Below are 19,912 nucleotides of genomic sequence, written 5' to 3'. Positions count from 1 at the left end.
GCTTCCAGCCCTCCGTCATACGGTCCTAACGTCGGTGCGAGGCGATCGCCTCGTACACCATGCCGACGAGCAGGTCGTCGGCGTCCCGGCGGCCGAACTCGGCGGCGGCGCGGGACATCTGGTACAGCCGGTGCGGGTCGGCGAGCACGGGCAGTACGTTGTGCTGCACCCACTCGGGGGTCAGTTCCGCGTCGTCGACCAGCAGACCGCCGCCCGCCTTGACCACCGGCTGGGCGTTGAGCCGCTGTTCGCCGTTGCCGATGGGCAGCGGGACGTAGGCGGCCGGGAGCCCGACGGCGGAGAGTTCGGCGACGGTCATCGCGCCCGCGCGGCAGAGCATCATGTCGGCAGCGGCGTACGCGAGGTCCATCCGGTCCAGGTAACTTACCGGGATGTACGGGGGCATTCCCGGCATCTGGTGCACCTGCGGCAGTTCGTTCTTCGGACCGACCGCGTGCAGGATCTGGATTCCGGCCTGCTGGAGCCAGGGCGCGACCTGCTGGACGACCTCGTTCAGGCGCCGGGCGCCCTGGGAGCCGCCGGAGACCAGCAGCGTGGGCAGGTTCGGGTCGAGTCCGAACATCGCGCGGGCCTCGGGGCGCACGGCGGCCCGGTCGAGGGTGGCGATGGAGCGGCGCAGCGGGATGCCGATGTAGCGGGCGTCGCGCAGCTTGCTGTCCGGGGTGGAGACGGCGACCCGGGCGGCGTACCGCGAGCCGATCTTGTTGGCGAGGCCCGGGCGGGCGTTGGCCTCGTGGATCACGATCGGCACGCCGAGGCGCTTGGCGGCCAGATAGCCGGGCAGGGCGACATAGCCGCCGAAGCCGACGACGGCGTCCGCCTTGGTGCGCTCCAGGATCTGCTCGGCGGCCTTGATCGTGCCGCGCAGCCGGCCCGGCACGGTGATCAGCTCGGGGGTCGGCTTGCGCGGCAGCGGCACGGCCGGGATCAGCGCCAGCTCGTAGCCCCGCTGCGGAACGAGCTGGGTCTCCAGGCCGCGCTCCGTGCCCAGGGCCGTGATCCCCACGGTCGGGTCCTGCCTGCGCAGGGCGTCCGCGAGGGCGAGCGCGGGCTCGATGTGGCCCGCGGTTCCTCCGCCGGCGAGTACGACATGCACCGAAATTCACCGCTCTCCGGACGAGCGCGCCGCCGAGGCACGCCGTCGCATCGTGTTCCATCTCCGGGGCTCCCTGGTCCGAGCAGAGCCCCCAGCCCCCCGTTTTCTACCAAAGCGGGGTTGCCGCATCGAAAGCGCCGCCCGCGCAGCGGGCTCGTCGCGTGCGAAGGCGATCAGCAGCCCGATGGCGAACATGGTCGGCAGCAGGGCGGACCCTCCGTAGGAGAACAGCGGAAGGGGGACACCGGCGATCGGCAGCAGGCCGAGCACCGCACCCATGTTGATCACCGCCTGAGCGGTGATCCAGGTGGTCACACCTCCCGCGGCATACCTCACGAAGGGGTCCTCCGTGCGTCCGGCCACGCGGATACCCGCATAGCCTAGAGCCGCGAAGAGGGCGAGCACCGACAGCGTCCCCGCCAGGCCCAGTTCCTCACCGGTGACGGCGAAGATGAAGTCGGTGTGGGCTTCCGGGAGTTGACCCCATTTTTCCACACTCGCACCGAGCCCGGATCCAAAGATTCCGCCGGACGCGAGCGCGTAGATACCGTGCACGGCCTGCCAGCAGCTGTCCCCCGGACCGGGTTCGGTGGCGCCGATGCACTGCAGGCGGGCCATCCGGTTGGGGCTGGTCTTGATGAGGATCAGGCCGATCGCCGAGGCGACCGACAGCACACCGACGAACAGCCGGGTCGGCGCCCCCGCCAGCCACAGCAGGCCGAACAGGATCGCGGTCAGGATGATCGCCGTACCCATGTCGCCGCCGAGCATGATCAGCCCGAGCAGCATGAAGGCCACCGGTACGAGCGGCACCAGCATGTGCTTCCACTGCGTGAGCAGCTTCCTGTCCTGTTTGCGGGCGAGCAGGTCGGCGCCCCACAGCACCAGCGCGAGCTTGCCGAACTCGCTGGGCTGGAGCTGGAAGGGGCCGCCGACGGAGATCCAGTTCTGGTTGCCGTTGACCGACATCCCTATCCCCGGCACCTGCACCAGCGCCATCAGGAAGACGGCGCCCGCGAGGATCGGGTAGGCCAGCGCCCGGTGCAGCTTCACCGGCATGCGCATGGCGGCGAGCATCAGGCCGGTGCCCATGAGGGCGGCCAGGAACTGCTTGCGGAAGAAGTACGACCCGGGCAGCGACAGCTGGAGCGCCTTGATCTGGGAGGCCGAGTAGACCATCACCAGACCCAGCACGGTGATCAGCAGGCTGCCGCCGAGGATCAGGTAGTACGCGGTCAGCGGCCGGTCCCAGGCCTTACGCGCGCGCGTGTAGAGCCGTAGAAAGGGGTTCTCGCGCGAGGGCCGGGGAGCGGCGGGACGTCTGACGGTCCGCTGCACGGGCGGTCGGCCGGTACGGCTACTGGGCATCAGCGCCTCCGCTGCGTCGGTCAGGAGCCGAGTTCGCGAACCGCCTCCGCGAACGCGTCACCGCGCTTGTTGTAGTTGGCAAACATGTCCATCGAGGCGCAGGCCGGGGCCAGCAGCACCGTGTCGCCGGGTTCGGCGAGCCGCTGAGCCTCCTGGACAGCCGCGAGCATCGCCCCAGTGTCGGTCCGGTCGAGGTCGACGACGGGTACTTCCGGCGCGTGTCGCGCCAGGGCGTCGCGGATCAGTGCCCGATCGACACCGATGAGGACGGCTCCCCGAAGTCGCTTTGCCGACTTGGCGACCAGCTCGTCGAAGGTCGCTCCCTTGGCGAGTCCGCCCGCGATCCACACGATCGACTCGTAGGCCGCCAACGAGGCTTCCGTGGCATGCGTGTTGGTGGCCTTGGAGTCGTCGACGTAGGCCACGCCGTCCACATCGGCGACGTGCGCGATGCGGTGGGCGTCCGGGGTGAAGGCCCGCAGGCCGTCCCGTACGGCCTTGGCGGGTACCCCGAAGGCGCGCGCGAGGGCCGCCGCCGCAAGGGCGTTGGCGATGTTGTGCGGGGCCGGCGGGTTGACGTCCGCGACCTCGGCGAGCTCCTGGGCGTTCTTGTGCCGGTCCTCGACGAAGGCGCGGTCGACCAGAATGCCCTCCACGACGCCGAGTTGGGACGGTCCTGGCGTGCCGAGCGTGAAGCCGACGGCCCGGCAGCCCTCCTCGACGTCCGCCTCGCGCACCAGGTCCTCGGTGGCCTTGTCGGCGACGTTGTACACACAGGCGACGCGATTGCCCTCGTAGATACGGCCCTTGTCGGCGGCGTACGCCTCCATGGAGCCGTGCCAGTCGAGGTGGTCGGGGGCGAGGTTGAGGACGGCGGCGGAGTGGGCGCGCAGGGAGGGCGCCCAGTGCAGCTGGTAGCTGGAGAGTTCGACGGCGAGGACGTCGTAGTCCTCGCCGCCGAGGACCGCGTCCAGCAGTGAGACGCCGATGTTGCCGACGGCGGCCGTGCGCAGGCCCGCCGCCTTCAGGATCGAGGCGAGCATCTGGACGGTGGTGGTCTTGCCGTTGGTGCCGGTGACGGCGAGCCAGGGCGCGGCGTCCGGGCCGCGCAGCCGCCAGGCCAGCTCGACGTCGCCCCAGATCTCCAGTCCGGCCGCGCGGGCCGCGGCGAACAGCGGCTTGTCCGGCTTCCAGCCGGGCGCGGTGACGATCAGCTCGGTGCCCTCGGGCAGGGTCGCACCGTCGCCCAGGCGCACGGTGATCCCGAGCGCCTCCAGTTCGGCGGCCTGCTCACGCGCGCGTGCGTCGTCGCCGTCGTTGACGACGGTGACGATCGCCCCGCGCGCGTGCAGCACCTTGGCCGCCGGGACACCGGAGACGCCGAGGCCGGCGACGGTGACGTGCTTGCCCGCCCACTCGAAGGACACCGAGGAGGTCACTTTTCTGCCGCCCATCCCGCGTAGAAGAGACCCAGACCGACAATCACACAGATGCCCTGGATGATCCAGAAGCGGACCACCACGAGCACTTCGGACCAGCCCTTGAGTTCGAAGTGGTGCTGGAGCGGTGCCATCCGGAAGACGCGCTTTCCGGTGAGGCGGAAGGAGCCGACCTGGATGACGACCGACATGGTGATGAGGACGAACAGACCGCCCATGATGGCCACCAGCAGCTCCGTGCGGGAGCAGATGGCCAGACCCGTGAGGACACCGCCGAGCGCGAGCGAACCGGTGTCGCCCATGAAGATCTTCGCCGGCGAGGTGTTCCACCACAGGAAGCCGAGGCAGGCGCCCATCAGAGCCGAGGCGATGACCGCGAGGTCGAGGGGATCTCGTACCTCGTAACAGGCGCCCGGGTTGGTCAGGGTGCCCGCGTTGGCGCAGGACTCCTGGAACTGCCATACGCCGATGAAGGTGTAGGCGCCGAAGACCAGGACGGAGGCGCCGGTGGCGAGGCCGTCCAGACCGTCCGTCAGGTTCACGCCGTTCGACATGGCGAGGATCATGAACAGCGCCCAGATCACGAACAGGATCGGGCCGATCTTCCAGCCGAAGTCCGTGATGAACGACAGCCGGTCGGAGGCCGGGGTGTTGTTCCGGGCGTCCGGGAACATCAGGGCGAGCACCGCGAAGCTGATGCCCACGATCAGCTGGCCGGCCATCTTCGCCTTGGCCCGCAGGCCCAGCGAACGCCGCTTGACGATCTTGATGTAGTCGTCGAGGAAGCCGACCAGCCCCATGCCGACCATCAGGCCGAGCACCAGCAGGCCCGAGTAGGTCGGGGTGTAGCCGGTGATGAGCTTGGACAGGAAGTAGGCGGCGACCGTCGCGAAGATGAAGGCGATACCGCCCATCGTCGGCGTACCGCGCTTGCTGGCGTGCTCACGCGGGCCGTCGTCGCGGATGTACTGGCCGTACCCCTTGCGAGCGAGCAGTTTGATCAGCAGCGGAGTGCCGACCAGGGTCAGGAACAGACCAATGACTCCTGCGAACAGGATCTGCTTCATCATCGGGCGGCAACCTCACCCTCGGCACCGGTCTCAAGCAGCGCCTGGGCAACGCTCTCCAGACCGACCGAACGGGACGCCTTCACGAGTACGACGTCTCCCGGGCGCAACTCGCTGCGCAACAGGTCGACCGCCGCCTGTGCGTCGGACACGTGCACCGACTCCTCACCCCACGAACCCTCGTTATATGCGCCCAGTTGCAGCCAGGACGCTTCCCTGCCCCCGACCGCGACGAGCTTGCCGACATTGAGCCGGACAGCGAGCCGTCCGACCGCGTCGTGCTCGGCGAGCGCCTCGTCCCCGAGCTCGGCCATCTTGCCGAGCACCGCCCACGTACGACGCCCGTTGCCCATGGCCGCGAGCGCGCGCAGCGCGGCTCGCATGGACTCGGGGTTCGCGTTGTAGGCGTCGTTGACGACCGTCACGCCGTCCGGGCGCTCGGTGACCTCCATCCGCCAGCGGGAGAGGGAGCCCGCCTCGGAGAGCGCGGTGGCGATCTCTTCCGCGGACATGCCCAGCTCATGGGCGACGGCGGCCGCGGCGAGCGCGTTCGACACGTGGTGCTCACCGTACAGGCGCATGGTCACTTCGCTGCACCCGGAGGGTGTGTGAAGCATGAAGGAAGGCTGTCCGCTGTCCGTGAGTCGCACGTTCTCGGCACGTACGTCCGCTTCGCCTGACTCTCCGAAAAGGATCACCTTCGCCTTCGTACGGGAGGCCATGGCCCGTACGAGGGGGTCGTCGGCGTTGAGGATCGCGGCGCCGTCCGCCGGCAGGCCCTCCACGAGCTCGCCCTTGGCCTGCGCGATCTGCTCCCGGCCGCCGAACTCGCCGATGTGCGCGGTGCCGACGTTGAGCACGAGGCCGATCCGCGGTGGCGTCAGGTCGGCCAGGTAGCGGATGTGGCCGAGGCCGCGGGCGCCCATCTCCAGGACGAGGAACTGGGTCTCCTCGGTGGCGGACAGGGCGGTCAGCGGCAGCCCGATCTCGTTGTTGAGCGAGCCCGGCGTCCACACCGTGGGCGCCTTGCGCTGGAGCACCTGCGCGATCAGGTCCTTGGTGCTGGTCTTGCCCGCGGAGCCGGTGAGCGCCACGAGGGTCGTACCGAGCCGTCGTACGACGTGCCGGGCGAGGGCGCCGAGCGCGGCCTGGACGTCGTCCACGACGATCGCGGGCACGCCGACCGGTCGCGAGGCCAGGACGGCCGCCGCGCCGGACTCGACGACCGCGGCCGCGAAGTCGTGGCCGTCGACGCGCTCGCCGACGAAGGCGACGAAGAGGCTGCCGGGGCCCGCCTCACGGGAGTCCCGGACGACCGGTCCCGTGACCTGGACGGACGGATCCGGTATGTCGTACGTCTGCCCGCCGACGACTTCTGCGATCTCGGCGAGAGAGAGGGCGATCACAAGTTCATCCCTGGGTCTTCTGGATAGCTTCGCGAAGCACCTGGCGGTCGTCGAAGGGACGCACCACCCCGGCGATGTCCTGGCCCTGCTCATGACCCTTGCCCGCGATGAGCACGGTGTCGCCGGGCTGGGCGCGGGCGACGGCTGCGGCGATCGCGGCGGCCCGGTCCTCGAAGACCTGAACCTCGCCGCGCTCGTGTGCTGGTACGGACGCCGCGCCTTGAAGCATGGTTGCAAGGATCGCGAGGGGGTCCTCGGAGCGGGGGTTGTCAGAGGTCAGTACGGCGGTGTCGGCGAGGCGGGCCGCGGCGGCGCCCATCGGCGCGCGCTTCGTCCGGTCCCGGTCGCCACCGCAGCCGAGCACGACGTGCAGCCTGCCCTCGGTGACCTTGCGCAGCGCACGCAGGACCGATTCGACGGCGTCCGTCTTGTGGGCGTAGTCCACGACCGCGAGATAGTCCTGGCCCGCGTCCACCCGCTCCAGGCGCCCGGGGACGCCCGGCACGGCGGCGATGCCGTCGGCGGCGGTCTGCGGGTCGAGGCCGGCGACGGCGAGGGCGACGATCGCGGCGAGCGTGTTGGCGACGTTGAACGGGCCCGCCAGCGGGGAGCGGGCGCCGATCCGCTCGCCCTTGGGGCCGATGACGGTGAACGTCGAGTCCATGGGCCCGACCTGGACGTCCTCGGCCCGCCAGTCGGCGTCGGGGTGGCCCTCGGCGGAGAAGGTGACGACGGGGACCGTGGCTTCCTTGGCGAGCCTGCGGCCGTACTCGTCGTCGAGGTTGATCACGCCGAGTTTGCTGCGTTTGGGCGTGAACAGCTGTGCCTTGGCCCGGAAGTAGTCCTCCATGTCGGAGTGGAACTCCATGTGTTCCGGGCTGAGGTTGTTGAAGACGGCGATGTCGAAGACGCAGCCGTCGACCCGGCCGAGGACCAGCGCATGGCTGGAGACCTCCATGGCGACCGCCTCGACACCGCGCTCGCGCATGACGGCGAACAGGGCCTGGAGGTCGGTGGCTTCGGGGGTGGTGCGCTCGGACTTGATGCGCTCGTCGCCGATGCGCATCTCGACCGTGCCGATCAGACCGGTGCTGCGGGTGGTCTTCAGGCCGCCCTCGACGAGGTAGGCGGTGGTGGTCTTGCCGGAGGTGCCGGTGATGCCGATCTGGAGCAGATCGCGGCCGGGCCGGCCGTAGATGGTGGCCGCCAGCTCGCCCATCCGCCCCCGCGGGTCGTCCACCACCAGGACGGGCAGGCCCGTCTCGGCGGCGCGTTCGGCGCCGGTCGGGTCGGTCAGTACGGCGACCGCGCCGAGGCCGGCGGCCTGCGTGACGAAGTCGGCTCCGTGCAGCCGGGCGCCGGGCAGGGCGGCGTACAGGTCTCCGGGGCGGACGGCGCGCGAGTCGTGGGTGATGCCCGTGACCTCCGCGTCGGTTCCCGGCCGTGCGGCACCCAGCTGGCCGGCGAGCTCCGCGAGGGGTGTGGCGGAGACCTGGACCGGCCTGGGCGGCCCGGGATATGTCACGGGTGCGCCCTTCTGGGTGGTTTGGGACTGATCAGCGTGTGGCACGGCGGTGAGCGTACCGGGCGCACCCGCCTCGGAGCGAAGCGAGGGGCGGGGGGTGCTCTGGTTCCCGGGATCGGGGGTGATCGTTGTCACGAGGTGGTTCCTGGCTGCTCGGTACTGATCAGGGCTGGAAGGTGACCGGGAGATTGGCCGCCCCGGCCCCGGTCGGCGGGACCTGGAGGGTCTTCAGGGCGAACTCCATGACCTGCTTGTAGACGGGTCCGCAGATCTGGCCGCCGAAGTAGCTGCCCTTCGTGGCGTTCTGGATGGCGCAGTACACGGTGATACGCGGCTGGTCGGCGGGCGCGAACCCGGCGAAGGACGAGGTGTAACCGCGGTACTTGCCGGTGGCCGGATCCACGCGGTTGGCCGTACCCGTCTTGCCCGCGACCCGGTAGCCGGGGATGCGCGCCTTGGTGCCGGTGCCCTCCCGGTCGTCCACGACCGACTCCAGCATCCGGGCGAGGGTCTTCGCGGTCTTGGCGCTGACGACCCTTGTCTTCTCCGGCTTCGGGGCGGGAGTGAAGCGTCCGTCGGCTCCCTTCGTGCCGCGCACGAGGGTGGGTTCGACGCGTACGCCGCCGTTGGCGATCGTCGAGTAGACCGAGGCGGCCTGCATCGCGTTGACGGACACGCCCTGGCCGAAAGGAATCGTGTACTGCTGCGAGGTCGACCACTGGTCCGGCGCGGCGAGGATGCCCTTGGTCTCGCCGGGGAAGCCGAGCCCGGTGTAGCTGCCGAGGCCGAACTTGTGCAGGTAGGAGTAGAGGACCCGGTTGGCCTCCGGCTGCGTCTTGCCGAGCTGCCCGGTGGCCAGGATGGTGCCGATGTTGCTGGACTTGGCGAGCACGCCGTTGAGCGTCAGGTACCAGGTGATGTGGTCGATGTCGTCCCGGAAGAGCCGGTCGCCGCGGTGCAGCCGGTTGGGCACGACGACATGGGTGTCGGGCGTGGCCACGCCCTCCTCCAGGACGGCGGCCATCGACATGACCTTGGCGGTCGAGCCGGGCTCGTAGGCGTCCTCCAGGCTCCAGTTGTGCAGGGAGTTCGCGTCGGCCTCGGACAGGTCGTTGGGGTCGAAGCCCGGCGAGTTGGCCATGGCGAGGATCTCGCCGGTCTTCGTGTCCTGCACGATCACATAGCCGCGGTCGGCCTTGGACTTCTTCACCTGCTCGGTGATCGCGTCCTGCGCCGCCCACTGGATGTCGCGGTCGAGGGTGAGCTCGACGTCGCTGCCGGACACGGCGGGCGTCTCGGCGGAGTCGGCGGTGGGAACCTGGCGGCCGCCGGACTGGGTGTAGCGGATCTTGCCGTCCTGGCCGGCCAGCTCCTGCTCCAGCTGCCGCTCGATGCCGCCGCCGCCCTTGCCGTCGTAGTTGACCCAGCCCAGTATCCCGGCGGCGAGGTCGCCGTTGGGGTACACGCGCTTGCTGCTGGCGACCGAGAAGACGCCCGCGAGGACGTTGACCGTGCCCGGGTCGGTCTCGGCCTTGGTGGCGAGCGCGGACTTGAGGTCCTTGATCTGCTTCCAGACCTGCGGGGTCTGGCGGCGGGAGAGCAGGGCGTACTGGCCCTTCGCCCTGAGCTTCTTGGTGAGGGCCTCCTGCTCCTGGCCGAGGATCGGCGCGAGGAGGGCGGCGGCCTGCTCGGGCCCGTCGTCGACCTTGAGCGCCTTGCGCGTGAACAGCGTGGGGTCGGCGGTGATGTCGTACGCGTCGACGCTGGTCGCGAGGGCCACGCCGTTGCGGTCGGTGATCCCGCCGCGCTCGGCGGCCAGGGTGTAGCCGACGTACCGGTTCTTCTCCGCCTTGGCGGCGTAGGTGCTCGCGTCGACGGCCTGGACCTGGAGCAGTCGTACGGCGAAGGCGACGAGCACCAGGGTCAGCGCGAGGCTGATCATGCGCAGCCGGGGGCGGGGGCTGCCCAGCCGGAGGGCCTGGGGAGCCGTGGGGCGGGGCGGTGCCGGGCGGCGGGCCGGGCGGGCGCCGGGGCCCGGGGTGCGCCGGCCGCCGGGGCGGGCGGGCCGTGCGGGTCCGGGCACGCGGCGGCGCGGCGGTTCCCTGTCGGACACTTCCGTCACCTGCCGGGGGTCGGGGTCGTGGTGGCTGCGGGGGTCGAGGGCGCGCCGGTGGTCGGCGGGGGCACGAAAGCCTCGGGGGCCAGGACGAGGGGGTTGTGCGCGGAGGCCTGCCGGGCGGCGGGGGCCGGGGCGGGGACGCCCTTGACCGTGCCGTCGGGGTCGAGGAAGGCGGGGTCCCCGCCGGGCACCATGCCGAGCTCGCGTGCGCGACGCTGGAGGGCGTCGGGGGCGGAGTAGGCGTCGACGTCCCGCTGGAGGGACTGTTCCTCGTCGGTGAGGCTCTTGGTCTCCTTCTGGAGGTCGTCGAGGCGGAACGCGCCTTCGCTGAGGGCGGAGTTCAGCACGAGGAGCCCGATGAGGCCGCCGCCGAGAAGGAGGACGACGAGCACGACGAAGGGCGTGCGGGCGGCCTGACCGGGGCCCGCCGGGAAGAGTCGCGCGAGCCGGGCGGCCCTCCCCTTCAGTTCGGGTTTCCTACTCACGCGCCCCTCCAGTGAGTTCGGCTTCCCAACTCACTCACGCCCGTCACTCCATGTCCTCCCTGATGCGCTGGGCCCCGCGCAGTCGCGCCGGTGCGGCCCGCCGGTTCTCGGCGACCTCTTCCTCGGTGGGAAGTTCGGCACCGCGGGTGAGCAGCTTGAGCCGCGGCTGGTACTGCTCGGGCACGACGGGCAGCCCGGGCGGCGCGGTGTTGGCGGCACCGGCCGCGAACACCTGCTTCACCAGCCGGTCCTCCAGCGAGTGGTACGACAGCACGGCGATGCGCCCGCCGACGTCCAGCGCCTTCACGGCGGCCGGGATCGCCCGCTCCAGCACGGACAGCTCGCCGTTGACCTCGATCCTGAGGGCCTGGAAGGTGCGCTTGGCCGGGTTGCCGCCGGTGCGCTTGGCGGCCTGCGGCAGCGCGTCCCGGATCAGTTCCACGAGCCGCGCGCTGTTGCTGAACGGCTCCTTCTCGCGCTCGCGCACGATGGCGGACACGATCCTCTTGGCCTGCTTCTCCTCGCCGTACGCCCGCAGGATCCGCACGAGTTCGCCGGCCGGGTAGGTGTTGAGGACCTCTGCGGCGCTGATGCCGGTCGTCTGGTCCATGCGCATGTCGAGCGGGGCGTCCTGGGCGTAGGCGAAGCCGCGGTCGGCCTCGTCGAGCTGCATGGAAGAGACGCCGAGGTCGAACAGAACGCCCTGCACGCGCGCGATGCCGAGCCGTTCGAGAACGTCCGGGAGTTCGTCGTAGACCGCGTGGACGAGGGTGGCGCGCTCACCGAAGGGGGCGAGCCGCTCGCCGGACAGGCGCAGGGCCTCCTTGTCCCGGTCGAGGGCGACCAGCCGGGCCTCGGGGAACTGCTGGAGGAGCGCCTCGCTGTGGCCGCCGAGGCCGAGGGTGCAGTCGACGACGACCGCTCCGGGGGCCTGGAGGGCGGGGGCCAACATGTCCAGGCACCGCTGGAGCATCACCGGGACATGTCGACTCTGGCTCAAGGGGCCCTCTCAGATCCGGCGAGGAGTACGCACTGCCGGGTCCCCGCCCGCTCGTGAAGGGGAGGCCTGCCGGCGCCGGAAGCGTCAGCCGGCCGGGAGCGGGAGGAGGCCGAGCCGTACGTACGCGCCGCGCACGCGGGGAGATCTCCGGCAGGTGTGCCGGGTCCTTCGGAAGTTCAGTCCAGCAGGGAGGGCTCGCCTCCCGCTTCGCGTCACTTTAGTCCACCGTGTCTCCCGGTCAATCAACCGGCCTGCGCGTCGTGGCCCGCGCCGGTTCCGAAGCCGCGAGGCGCGGTGGACCACTCCTACAGCGGCGCTCGTGCCACCCTTGTGGGTTAGCTCACAACAAGACTCAATGACGTTCTTTGTCCCCTCTCACAGCGGGCCCGGATCGGACGTGACCAGTACCGTCATAGGTATGACGACTTCTGCATCGGTTCCCGCAGGTCCCCAAGGCGCGATAGCCGGCGGCGGCACGGTCACCGACCGCCTCGTCGACGCGAACGAGCAGTACGCCGCCGCGTTCACCGATCCCGGAATGGACGCCCGTCCCGTTCTCCAGGTCGCCGTCGTGGCCTGCATGGACGCCCGTCTCGACCTGCACGCCGCACTCGGCCTGGAGCTCGGCGACTGTCACACCATCCGCAACGCGGGCGGAGTCGTCACCGACGACGTGATCCGCTCCCTGACCATCAGCCAGCGGGCGCTCGGCACCCGCAGCGTCGTCCTCATCCACCACACCGGCTGCGGCCTGGAGACCCTCACCGAGGACTTCCGGCACGACCTGGAGATGGAGGTCGGCCAGCGCCCCGCCTGGGCCGTGGAGGCCTTCCGGGACGTCGACCAGGACGTACGGCAGTCGATGCAGCGCGTGCGGACCTCGCCGTTCCTGGTGCACACCGACGACGTGCGCGGCTTCGTCTTCGACGTGAAGTCCGGGCTGCTGCGCGAGATCGACCCGGCGTAACCCCGGCCCGAAGCTGTCGCTTCGCTGTTGATTTCCGGCTGGGCGGTGCCCAAAAGGCCGTAAGCCCCGACATATCGCAGCCAGTTGTCCACAGGCGAGTGACACGAATCGGTAACGGCAGCAAGAATGCGGGTGTGGCGTCGCGCAGAGCCTTTCACGCGTGGTGTCCGTGTTCCAGGGGTGGGCCGGTCCGCATCGCAGAGCGTCGGCCCGGAAAGAACGGGCCGAGGAGGGCCGGGTGACGACCTATGACGATCGAGCGAGCCTCACTGATCTGACCGCCACTGTGGAGCGTGTCCGCAATTCGGTGGAGGGAGTGATCGAGGGCAAGCCCGAGGTCGTACGGCTCTCGTTGACCGTGCTGCTCGCCGAGGGACATCTTCTGATCGAGGATGTCCCGGGCGTGGGCAAGACGATGCTGGCCAAGGCGCTGGCGCGGTCGATCGACTGTTCGGTGCGGCGTATCCAGTTCACTCCCGACCTGCTGCCCTCGGACATCACCGGTGTGTCCATCTGGGACCAGCAGCGCCGGGACTTCGAGTTCAAGCCGGGCGCGATCTTCGCGCAGATCGTGATCGGCGACGAGATCAACCGCGCCTCGCCGAAGACCCAGTCGGCGCTGCTGGAGTCCATGGAGGAGCGGCAGGTCACCATCGACGGGCAGACCTACGAGCTACCCAGCCCCTTCATGGTGGTGGCCACGCAGAACCCGGTCGAGATGGAGGGCACCTACCCGCTGCCCGAGGCCCAGCGCGACCGCTTCATGGCCCGGGTCTCCATCGGCTACCCCAGCGCGGACGCCGAGCTGCAGATGCTCGACATCCACGGCGGGGTGAACCCGCTGGACGACCTCCAGCCGGTGGCCCACGCGCACGACATCGTGAAGCTGGTGGACGCCGTCCGCGGCGTCCATGTCGCCGACCCGGTCCGGAGGTACGCGGTGGACCTGGTCGCCGCCACGCGCACCCACCCCGACCTCAGACTCGGCGCCTCCCCGCGCGCGACGCTGCATCTGCTGCGCGCCGCCAAGGCCTCCGCCGCCCTGAGCGGCCGGGAGTACGCGCTGCCGGACGACGTGCAGGCCCTCGCCGTGGCCGTCCTGGCCCACCGGCTGCTGCCCACCGCCCAGGCCCAGCTCAACCGGCGCACCGCGGAGCAGGTCGTCCAGGAGATCCTCCAGCGCACCCCGGTGCCCCAGCAGCAGGGCGGTATCGGGCTGGGCAACGGCGCGCAGCCGTACGGCCAGCAGCCGCCGCGGAGGCTGTGATGAGCACCGGGGGGACGGGGCACGCGGAGGCCGACCGGGGCGAGCAGGGCGGCGTGCGCACCGCCCTGGCCGGGCTGACCACCCGCGGCCGCTCCTTCCTGGCCGCCGGCATCGCGGCGGCCGTCTGCGCGTACGTCCTCGGACAGAGCGACCTGCTGCGCGTGGGCCTGCTGCTCGCGGTACTGCCGCTGGTGTGCGCGACCGTGCTCTACCGCACGCGCTACCGGGTCGCGGGCAGCCGCCGACTCTCCCCCGCGCGCGTGCCCGCCGGCAGCGAGGCCCGGGTCCATCTGCGGATGGACAACGTCTCACGGCTGCCCACGGGCCTGCTGATGCTCCAGGACCGGGTGCCCTACGTCCTCGGCCCGCGCCCCCGCTTCGTGCTGGACCGGGTCGAGGCCGGCGGGCGCCGCGAGGTGTCCTACCGGGTCCGCTCCGACCTGCGCGGCCGCTACCCGCTGGGCCCCCTCCAGCTCCGCCTGACCGATCCGTTCGGCATGTGCGAGCTGACCCGCTCCTTCTCCACGTACGACACCCTGACGGTGATCCCGCGCGTGGAGCCGCTGCCGCCGGTGCGGCTGAGCGGCGAGGCCAAGGGGTACGGCGACGGACGGCTGCGCTCGCTCGCGCTGGCCGGCGAGGACGACGTCATCCCGCGCGGCTACCGCTACGGCGACGACCTGCGCCGCGTGCACTGGCGATCCACCGCCCGCTACGGCGAGCTGATGGTGCGCCGCGAGGAGCAGCCGCAGCGCGCCCGCTGCACGGTGCTCCTGGACACCCGGGGCCTGGCCTTCCAGGGCGCGGGCCCGGACTCGGCCTTCGAGTGGGCCGTGTCGGGCACGGCCTCGGTGCTCGTACACATGCTTGAGCGGGGCTTCTCCGTACGACTGTTGACGGACACCGGCAGCTCGGTGCCCGGCGAGGGGGCCGACGGCTTCGCCGGTGCCAGCCAGGAGTCGGCGGACGCGGCCGGCCTGATGATGGACACCCTCGCGGTGATCGACCACTCGGACGGCACGGGCCTGTCCCGGGCGTACGACGTGCTGCGCGGCGGGAACGAGGGGCTGCTGGTCGCCTTCTTCGGCGACCTCGACGAGGAGCAGGCGGCGGTGGCCGCCAAGATGCGCCAGCGCAGCGGGGGCGCGGTCGCCTTCGTGCTGGACAGCGAGACCTGGATCCGGGAACCGACCGACGTGGCCGGGCCGTTGGACAGGAACGGGGAGCGACTGCGCATGCTGCGGGAGGCCGGCTGGACGGCCGTGAGCGTGCCGCGGGGCGCGCCCCTGACCGAGCTGTGGCGCCAGGCGGACCGTGAGCGCGCGGGCGTCGTCGCCGCGAGTGGTGGGGAGGGACCGGCATGAGCGGGAGGGCACGACTGGCGCTGTGCGCCGCCGCGGCCACACTGATGGCCTCGTGCGCCCTGCTGCCCCTGGTCGACAAGCCCACGTGGCTCTTCCAGGCGGCCCTGATGCTGGCGGTGCAGACGGGCGTGGGCATGGCCGCGCGGCGGGTGCCGCTGGCCCGGACGCTGACCGTCGGGGCGCAGGCCCTGGTCACGCTGATGCTGCTGACGCTGTCCTTCGCCCGCGAGCAGGCGCTGTTCGGGCTGGTGCCCGGGCCGCAGGCGTTCACCCAATTCGCCGACCTGCTCCAGGCCGGCACGGACGACGTCGGCCGGTACGCGATCCCGGCGCCGCTGTCCGACGGCATCCGGCTGATGCTCATCGGCGGTGTCCTGGTGATCGGCCTCGCGGTGGACACCCTCGCGGTCACCTTCCGCAGCGCGGCCCCGGCCGGGCTGCCGCTGCTCGCGCTGTACTCCGTCGCCGCGGGGCTGTCCGACGGCGCCGCGGACTGGCTGTGGTTCCTGGTCGCGGCGTGCGGCTATCTGATGCTGCTGCTGGCCGAGGGCCGGGACCGGCTGTCGCAGTGGGGACGCGTCTTCGGCGGCGCCCCGCGCACTCCGGGCGGCGAGCCGAGCGGCGCGGTGGCACCCGTGCGCACCGGGCGGCGCATCGGCGTGGTCGCACTGGGCATCGCCCTGGTGGTGCCGCTCGGCATGCCGGCGATGAGCGGAGGGCTGCTGGGCGCCACCGGCGCCGGCGTGGGCGGCGGATCCGGGGGCGGCGGCACGATCTCCGCGGTGAACCCGCTGGTGTCGCTGCGCGACAGCCTGAACGTGGACGAGGACCGCGAGGTCCTGTCCCTGCGCACCAGCACCGACAACCTCTCCAACATGTATCTGCGGATCGTGTCCCTGGACGACTTCGACGGCACCACCTGGAAGCCGGCCAAGCGGAAGATCACCTCGGTGCCGGACGAGTTCCCCACCCCCATGGGCCTGGGTCCCGACATCCGGCGCGCCGAGGTGGTGACCCGCGTCTCGGCCGCGAACTGGTACGCCCAGGACTGGCTGCCGATGCCGTACCCGCCGAGCAGCGTGGACGTCGACGGGAACTGGCGGTACGAACCGCTGGGGATGACGCTCGTCGGTGACCACGGCCAGAACACGCGCGGCGCGACCTACACGGTGCGCAGCCTCGACGTGCAGCCGACGGCGGAGCAGCTGGCCTCGGCACCGGAGCCGTCGGCGGCCCTGAAGCGCGAGTTCACCGAGCTGCCGTCGTCCCTGCCGGACGAGGTCACCGACACCGCGCGCGAGGTCACCGACGGCGCGACGAGCCACTACGAGCAGGCGGTCAAGCTCCAGGAGTACTTCGCCGTCACCGGCGGCTTCCAGTACGACACCCAGGTGCGGGTGGGCAGCGGTTCGACGGCGATCGCCCGGTTCCTGCGGGACAAGCAGGGCTTCTGCGTCCACTTCTCCTTCGCCATGGCGGCGATGGCCCGCTCGCTGGGCATACCGGCCCGGGTGGCGGTGGGCTTCGCGCCCGGTACCCCGCAGGGGGACGAGTCGGTGTCGGTGGGGCTCAAGGACGCCCACGCCTGGCCCGAGCTGTACTTCGAGGGCGTGGGCTGGACCCGCTTCGAGCCGACCCCGACCCGGGGTTCGGTCCCCTCGTACACCCAGACGGATTCGTCCGGCAGCTCCCTCCCGAACACGGAGCGGCCGTCCCAGGCGCCGAGCACCGCGCCCTCGCAGGAACCGTCGGCCAGCGACAACTGCCCGGCCGGGCAGAAGCCGGAGCTGTGCGCGAGCGAGTCCCCGCAGGCGGCGCTGGTCACGGACGACGACGGCCCGAAGTGGTACGTCGCCCTCGCCTGGGCCCTGGGCGGGCTGGTCGTCCTCCTGGTGCCCCTGGCGCCGTTGCTGTGGCGCTTGCGGACCCGGGCGGTACGGCTGGGCGGGCACGGCCGCAGCGAGGCGGACGCGGCCTCGCACACGCTGGCCGCCTGGCAGGAGCTGACGGACACGGCGTGGGACATCGGTATCGCACCGGACGAGTCGCAGACGCCGCGCAAGGCGGCCGCGCGGATCGTGCGGCTCGGGCACCTCGATCCGACGGCCGCGGCCTCGGTGCACCGGGTGGCCGACGCGGTGGAGCAGGTCCTCTACGCTCCTCGGCCGCGCCCGACGGCGGGCCTCGCGGAGGACGTCCGCCGGGTGATCAGCGCGCTGCAGACCACAGTCAGCCGCGGCACGCGCCTGCGGGCACTGTTCGCGCCGCGCTCGGCCGTGCGTGTGACGTGGGCGGCGTCGGCCTGGTGGAGCGGCGTCAAGGCACGGGTGTCCGCGGAACGCCCGATGCCCGGAAAGCCCTCCGGGCAGCAGGGCTGAGGCCGAGGCCGAGGCGACGCGCACAGCGAGGCCCGGGCGGGAATCCGCCCGGGCCTCGGTGCTGCATGGCGGGCACGCCCGAAGGCACGCGTAAGGGGGTGACCACCCTGCTGGTGGTCACCCCCTTACGTCTGTCTGTACGGGAGCTGCGGCTCTTCGAGCTAATGGCCCTGCTCGTCGCGGCGCCGCTGCCAGCGCTGCTCGATGCGGTCCATCATGGAGCGCTTGGGTCGACTCTGACGGCTGGCATGCGGACCGCCGGCGGGCTGTTCACCCGGCTTGGGAGCCTTGCGCCAACCGGTCACGGCGAGTACCGCGCACCCCAGCATGACGAGGAAGCCCACCACGCTGAGCCAGACCTGCTTGGCGACCATTCCAGCCATGAGGAGCGCGATACCCACGAGGAAGCCCGCGACTGCCTGGTATACCCGTCGCCGGGTGTACGTGCGCAGCCCGCTTCCCTCAAGCGCTGTCGCGAACTTGGGATCTTCGGCGTACAGCGCTCGCTCCATCTGCTCGAGCATGCGCTGCTCGTGCTCCGAGAGCGGCACGGAGTCCTCCTCATCGTGCAGTCGCCGGGGCGACCCGGGGGGTCCCTTCAGGATAGGCAGGGAATCGCCCCCGTGAAACCCGCCCCTCTACGCCAATTGGCCAACCGGGATCCGCCATGGACGGTCCGGCTCGCTGAGATCTGCATTCCCCAGCTGCCGACCCGTCATGCCGGGCGGTCTCCCTCGATCATACGGCGCTGAGCGCCCGATCGGGGGGGCTGTGGCGTACTCCATGTGCAGCCAAGTCCCTGATCAGCGGTGCATCACAGGAGGCGGCTCAGGCCTCGGCAGCCCCCTGCGTCTCACCGAGCACATGAAGCTGGGTGGCAACGGAATGGAAGGCGGGGAGCTCGGCCGCCGCCTCCTCCAGCTTCAGCAGTGCCTCCAGGGCTCCGGGCTCGGTGTCCACCAGGACGCCGGGGACCAGGTCGGCGAAGACGCGTACGCCGTGCACGGCGCCGACCGTGAGGCCCGCGCCCTCCACCAGGGCGGTGAGCTGCTCGGCGGTGAAACGGTGCGGCACGGGGTCACCCTCGCCCCAGCGGCCGTTCGGGTCGTCGAGGGCCTGCTTGGCCTCCTTGAAGTGCCCGGCGAGGGCCCGGGCGAGCACCGCGCCGCCGAGGCCGGCGGCGAGCAGGCTGAGGACGCCCTCGGAGCGCAGGGCGGCCACCGCGTTGCGGACGCCCTCGGCCGGGTCGTCCACGTACTCCAGGACGCCGTGGCACAGCACCGCGTCGTAGCCGCCGCGCTCGACCACGTCGAACAGACCGTGGGCGTCGCCCTGAACGCCCTTCACCCGGTCGGCGACGCCGGCCTCGGCGGCGCGGCGCTCCAGCGCGAACAGCGCGTTGGGGCTGGGGTCGACCACGGTGACCCGGTGGCCCAGGCGGGCGAGGGGCACGGCGAAGTTGCCGCTGCCGCCACCGGTGTCGAGGACGTCCAGCGCCTCGCGGCCCGTGGCCTTGACCCGGCGGTCGAGGGCGTCCTGGAGGACCTCCCAGACCACGGCGGTGCGGAGGGAGGCACGAGGACGGGAGGGGTCGGAGCGCAGCGACGTCGTCTGAGGGTGGCGGTGGGCGACGGGCGGGCGCATCGGATCCGACACGGCAGTTGACTCCTCGGCGCGGCACCGCCGCCAGCGACGGCGGAGCGAACGGGGTGCCGCCCGGTCCGAGGTGACGGAACGGAGCGGCTTCAGGCTTCTCCCACCCTATTGCCTCCGGTGCCGCGCCTGGTCACCGCGGGCGTCAGCCCGCGTCCGGGAAGCCGTGCCCCGGGTCCTCCCCCTCCTGGTCTGTGTCCTGGCGGGGCTGCGGGAGCACCGGCTGGAGCACCAGCATCCGCTCGACGAGGCGCAGGAACATCGCCACGTCGCGTATCAGGTCGTCGGCGTCCCGGCGGGTGGCCGCGCCCTGGATACCCGCCTCGGCCCGGGCGCGGCGCCGGGCCCCGGAGGCGAACAGCGCGCTCCACTCGGCGAGCTCGGGCGCGATCTCGGGGAGCACTTCCCAGGCGCTCCTGATGCGGGCCCGGCGTCGGGGTGTGGTCTCGGGGCGTCCGCGTGCGGCGAGCACGGCGGCGGCGGTGCGCAGGGCGGCGAGGTGGGCCGTCGCGTAGCGCTCGTTGGGGGTCTCCAGAACGGCGGCCTCGTCCAGTCCGGTGCGGGCCTGGGCGAGCAGGTCGAGGGCGGCGGGCGGGGCCGTGGCCCGGCGCAGCACGGGGTGCACGTCGCTCGCCGGGCCGGTCAGTGAGGGGGCAGGGCCGGTGGCGCGGCGCCGGCGGGCGGCGGCTGCGTGGTAGCTGGCCATGACGAACCTCCTGTCGTCTGTGTGACGGCACGGGTGCCGTATGTGCCCATC

The 19,912-nt window shown here is 71.6% G+C and carries 16 protein-coding genes; 4 read left to right on the top strand and 12 right to left on the bottom strand.

All coding sequences use genetic code 11. The features are described 5' to 3' along the window. Positions 1-25 precede the first annotated feature (25 nt). From murG to rsmH, 9 genes are all read right to left on the bottom strand, one after another. Positions 26-1,117 (bottom strand): undecaprenyldiphospho-muramoylpentapeptide beta-N-acetylglucosaminyltransferase, encoded by a 1,092-nt coding sequence (murG, locus tag AB0Q90_RS07645; protein WP_363158094.1) that lies wholly within the window; start codon positions 1,115-1,117, stop codon positions 26-28. Positions 1,118-1,123: 6 nt separating this feature from the next. Then, positions 1,124-2,485: a putative lipid II flippase FtsW gene (ftsW, locus tag AB0Q90_RS07640; RefSeq protein WP_363158093.1), complete on the bottom strand. Its 1,362-nt coding sequence runs from the start codon at positions 2,483-2,485 to the stop codon at positions 1,124-1,126. 20 nt (positions 2,486-2,505) lie between these two features. Beyond that, positions 2,506-3,939 carry a UDP-N-acetylmuramoyl-L-alanine--D-glutamate ligase gene (gene murD, locus AB0Q90_RS07635; RefSeq protein WP_363158092.1) on the bottom strand — a complete coding sequence of 478 codons (1,434 nt, stop codon included), beginning with the start codon at positions 3,937-3,939 and terminating at the stop codon, positions 2,506-2,508. Next, complete coding sequence (mraY, locus tag AB0Q90_RS07630) at positions 3,921-4,994, bottom strand: phospho-N-acetylmuramoyl-pentapeptide-transferase (RefSeq protein ID WP_363158091.1); 1,074 nt, start codon at positions 4,992-4,994, stop codon at positions 3,921-3,923. Before mraY ends, murD begins: the two co-directional genes overlap by 19 nt. Next, a complete protein-coding gene (gene murF / locus AB0Q90_RS07625; RefSeq protein WP_363158090.1) occupies positions 4,991-6,397 on the bottom strand; it encodes a UDP-N-acetylmuramoyl-tripeptide--D-alanyl-D-alanine ligase in 1,407 nt (468 codons plus the stop codon). The genes mraY and murF overlap by 4 nt, the downstream gene beginning before the upstream one ends. A 4-nt stretch (positions 6,398-6,401) precedes the next feature. Further along, entirely contained in the window at positions 6,402-7,922 is a 1,521-nt protein-coding gene (locus AB0Q90_RS07620; RefSeq protein ID WP_363158089.1) for a UDP-N-acetylmuramoyl-L-alanyl-D-glutamate--2,6-diaminopimelate ligase, read from the bottom strand. Between the two features lie 163 nt (positions 7,923-8,085). Further along, complete coding sequence (locus AB0Q90_RS07615) at positions 8,086-10,035, bottom strand: penicillin-binding protein 2 (RefSeq protein WP_363158088.1); 1,950 nt, start codon at positions 10,033-10,035, stop codon at positions 8,086-8,088. A 5-nt stretch (positions 10,036-10,040) separates the two neighbouring features. Then, complete coding sequence (locus AB0Q90_RS07610; protein WP_363158087.1) at positions 10,041-10,526, bottom strand: septum formation initiator family protein; 486 nt, start codon at positions 10,524-10,526, stop codon at positions 10,041-10,043. 43 nt (positions 10,527-10,569) lie between these two features. Next, positions 10,570-11,526: a 16S rRNA (cytosine(1402)-N(4))-methyltransferase RsmH gene (gene rsmH, locus AB0Q90_RS07605; RefSeq protein WP_363158086.1), complete on the bottom strand. Its 957-nt coding sequence runs from the start codon at positions 11,524-11,526 to the stop codon at positions 10,570-10,572. 418 nt (positions 11,527-11,944) lie between these two features. Between rsmH and AB0Q90_RS07600 the strand changes: the two genes are divergently transcribed. The 4 genes from AB0Q90_RS07600 (at position 11,945) to AB0Q90_RS07585 (ending at position 17,502) form a co-directional block, all read left to right on the top strand. Beyond that, a complete protein-coding gene (locus AB0Q90_RS07600; protein ID WP_363158085.1) occupies positions 11,945-12,493 on the top strand; it encodes a carbonic anhydrase in 549 nt (182 codons plus the stop codon). Positions 12,494-12,731: 238 nt separating this feature from the next. Further along, positions 12,732-13,760, top strand: coding sequence for a MoxR family ATPase (locus AB0Q90_RS07595; protein ID WP_363158084.1), 1,029 nt, complete (start codon positions 12,732-12,734; stop codon positions 13,758-13,760). Next, a complete protein-coding gene (locus AB0Q90_RS07590; protein ID WP_363158083.1) occupies positions 13,760-15,124 on the top strand; it encodes a DUF58 domain-containing protein in 1,365 nt (454 codons plus the stop codon). Before AB0Q90_RS07595 ends, AB0Q90_RS07590 begins: the two co-directional genes overlap by 1 nt. Then, complete coding sequence (locus AB0Q90_RS07585; protein ID WP_363158082.1) at positions 15,121-17,502, top strand: DUF3488 and transglutaminase-like domain-containing protein; 2,382 nt, start codon at positions 15,121-15,123, stop codon at positions 17,500-17,502. Before AB0Q90_RS07590 ends, AB0Q90_RS07585 begins: the two co-directional genes overlap by 4 nt. 161 nt (positions 17,503-17,663) lie before the next feature. Here the strand turns inward: AB0Q90_RS07585 and AB0Q90_RS07580 are convergent, their stop codons facing one another. From AB0Q90_RS07580 to AB0Q90_RS07570, 3 genes are all read right to left on the bottom strand, one after another. Continuing rightward, the gene (locus tag AB0Q90_RS07580) at positions 17,664-18,053 is read right to left on the bottom strand and encodes a DUF3040 domain-containing protein (protein ID WP_363158081.1); all 390 of its coding nucleotides are present in this window, start codon (positions 18,051-18,053) and stop codon (positions 17,664-17,666) included. A gap of 277 nt (positions 18,054-18,330) precedes the next feature. Beyond that, entirely contained in the window at positions 18,331-19,158 is an 828-nt protein-coding gene (locus AB0Q90_RS07575; protein ID WP_363158080.1) for a methyltransferase, read from the bottom strand. A gap of 142 nt (positions 19,159-19,300) precedes the next feature. After that, a complete protein-coding gene (locus tag AB0Q90_RS07570; protein ID WP_363158079.1) occupies positions 19,301-19,861 on the bottom strand; it encodes an SAV_6107 family HEPN domain-containing protein in 561 nt (186 codons plus the stop codon). Positions 19,862-19,912 lie beyond the last annotated feature (51 nt).

Source organism: Streptomyces sp. NPDC079141 (assembly GCF_040686775.1).
In the GTDB taxonomy this organism is placed as follows: domain Bacteria; phylum Actinomycetota; class Actinomycetes; order Streptomycetales; family Streptomycetaceae; genus Streptomyces.
The sequence above is the reverse complement of the archived record's forward strand: the minus strand, read 5'-3'. Positions and strand labels throughout refer to the sequence as shown.

Coding starts and splice junctions, on each gene's coding strand:
- ftsW (WP_363158093.1), bottom strand. CDS start 2,485: ATGCCCAGTAGCCGTACCGGCCGACCGCCCGTGCAGCGGACCGTCAGA.
- murD (WP_363158092.1), bottom strand. CDS start 3,939: ATGGGCGGCAGAAAAGTGACCTCCTCGGTGTCCTTCGAGTGGGCGGGC.
- mraY (WP_363158091.1), bottom strand. CDS start 4,994: ATGATGAAGCAGATCCTGTTCGCAGGAGTCATTGGTCTGTTCCTGACC.
- AB0Q90_RS07600 (WP_363158085.1), top strand. CDS start 11,945: ATGACGACTTCTGCATCGGTTCCCGCAGGTCCCCAAGGCGCGATAGCC.
- AB0Q90_RS07590 (WP_363158083.1), top strand. CDS start 13,760: ATGAGCACCGGGGGGACGGGGCACGCGGAGGCCGACCGGGGCGAGCAG.
- AB0Q90_RS07585 (WP_363158082.1), top strand. CDS start 15,121: ATGAGCGGGAGGGCACGACTGGCGCTGTGCGCCGCCGCGGCCACACTG.
- AB0Q90_RS07570 (WP_363158079.1), bottom strand. CDS start 19,861: ATGGCCAGCTACCACGCAGCCGCCGCCCGCCGGCGCCGCGCCACCGGC.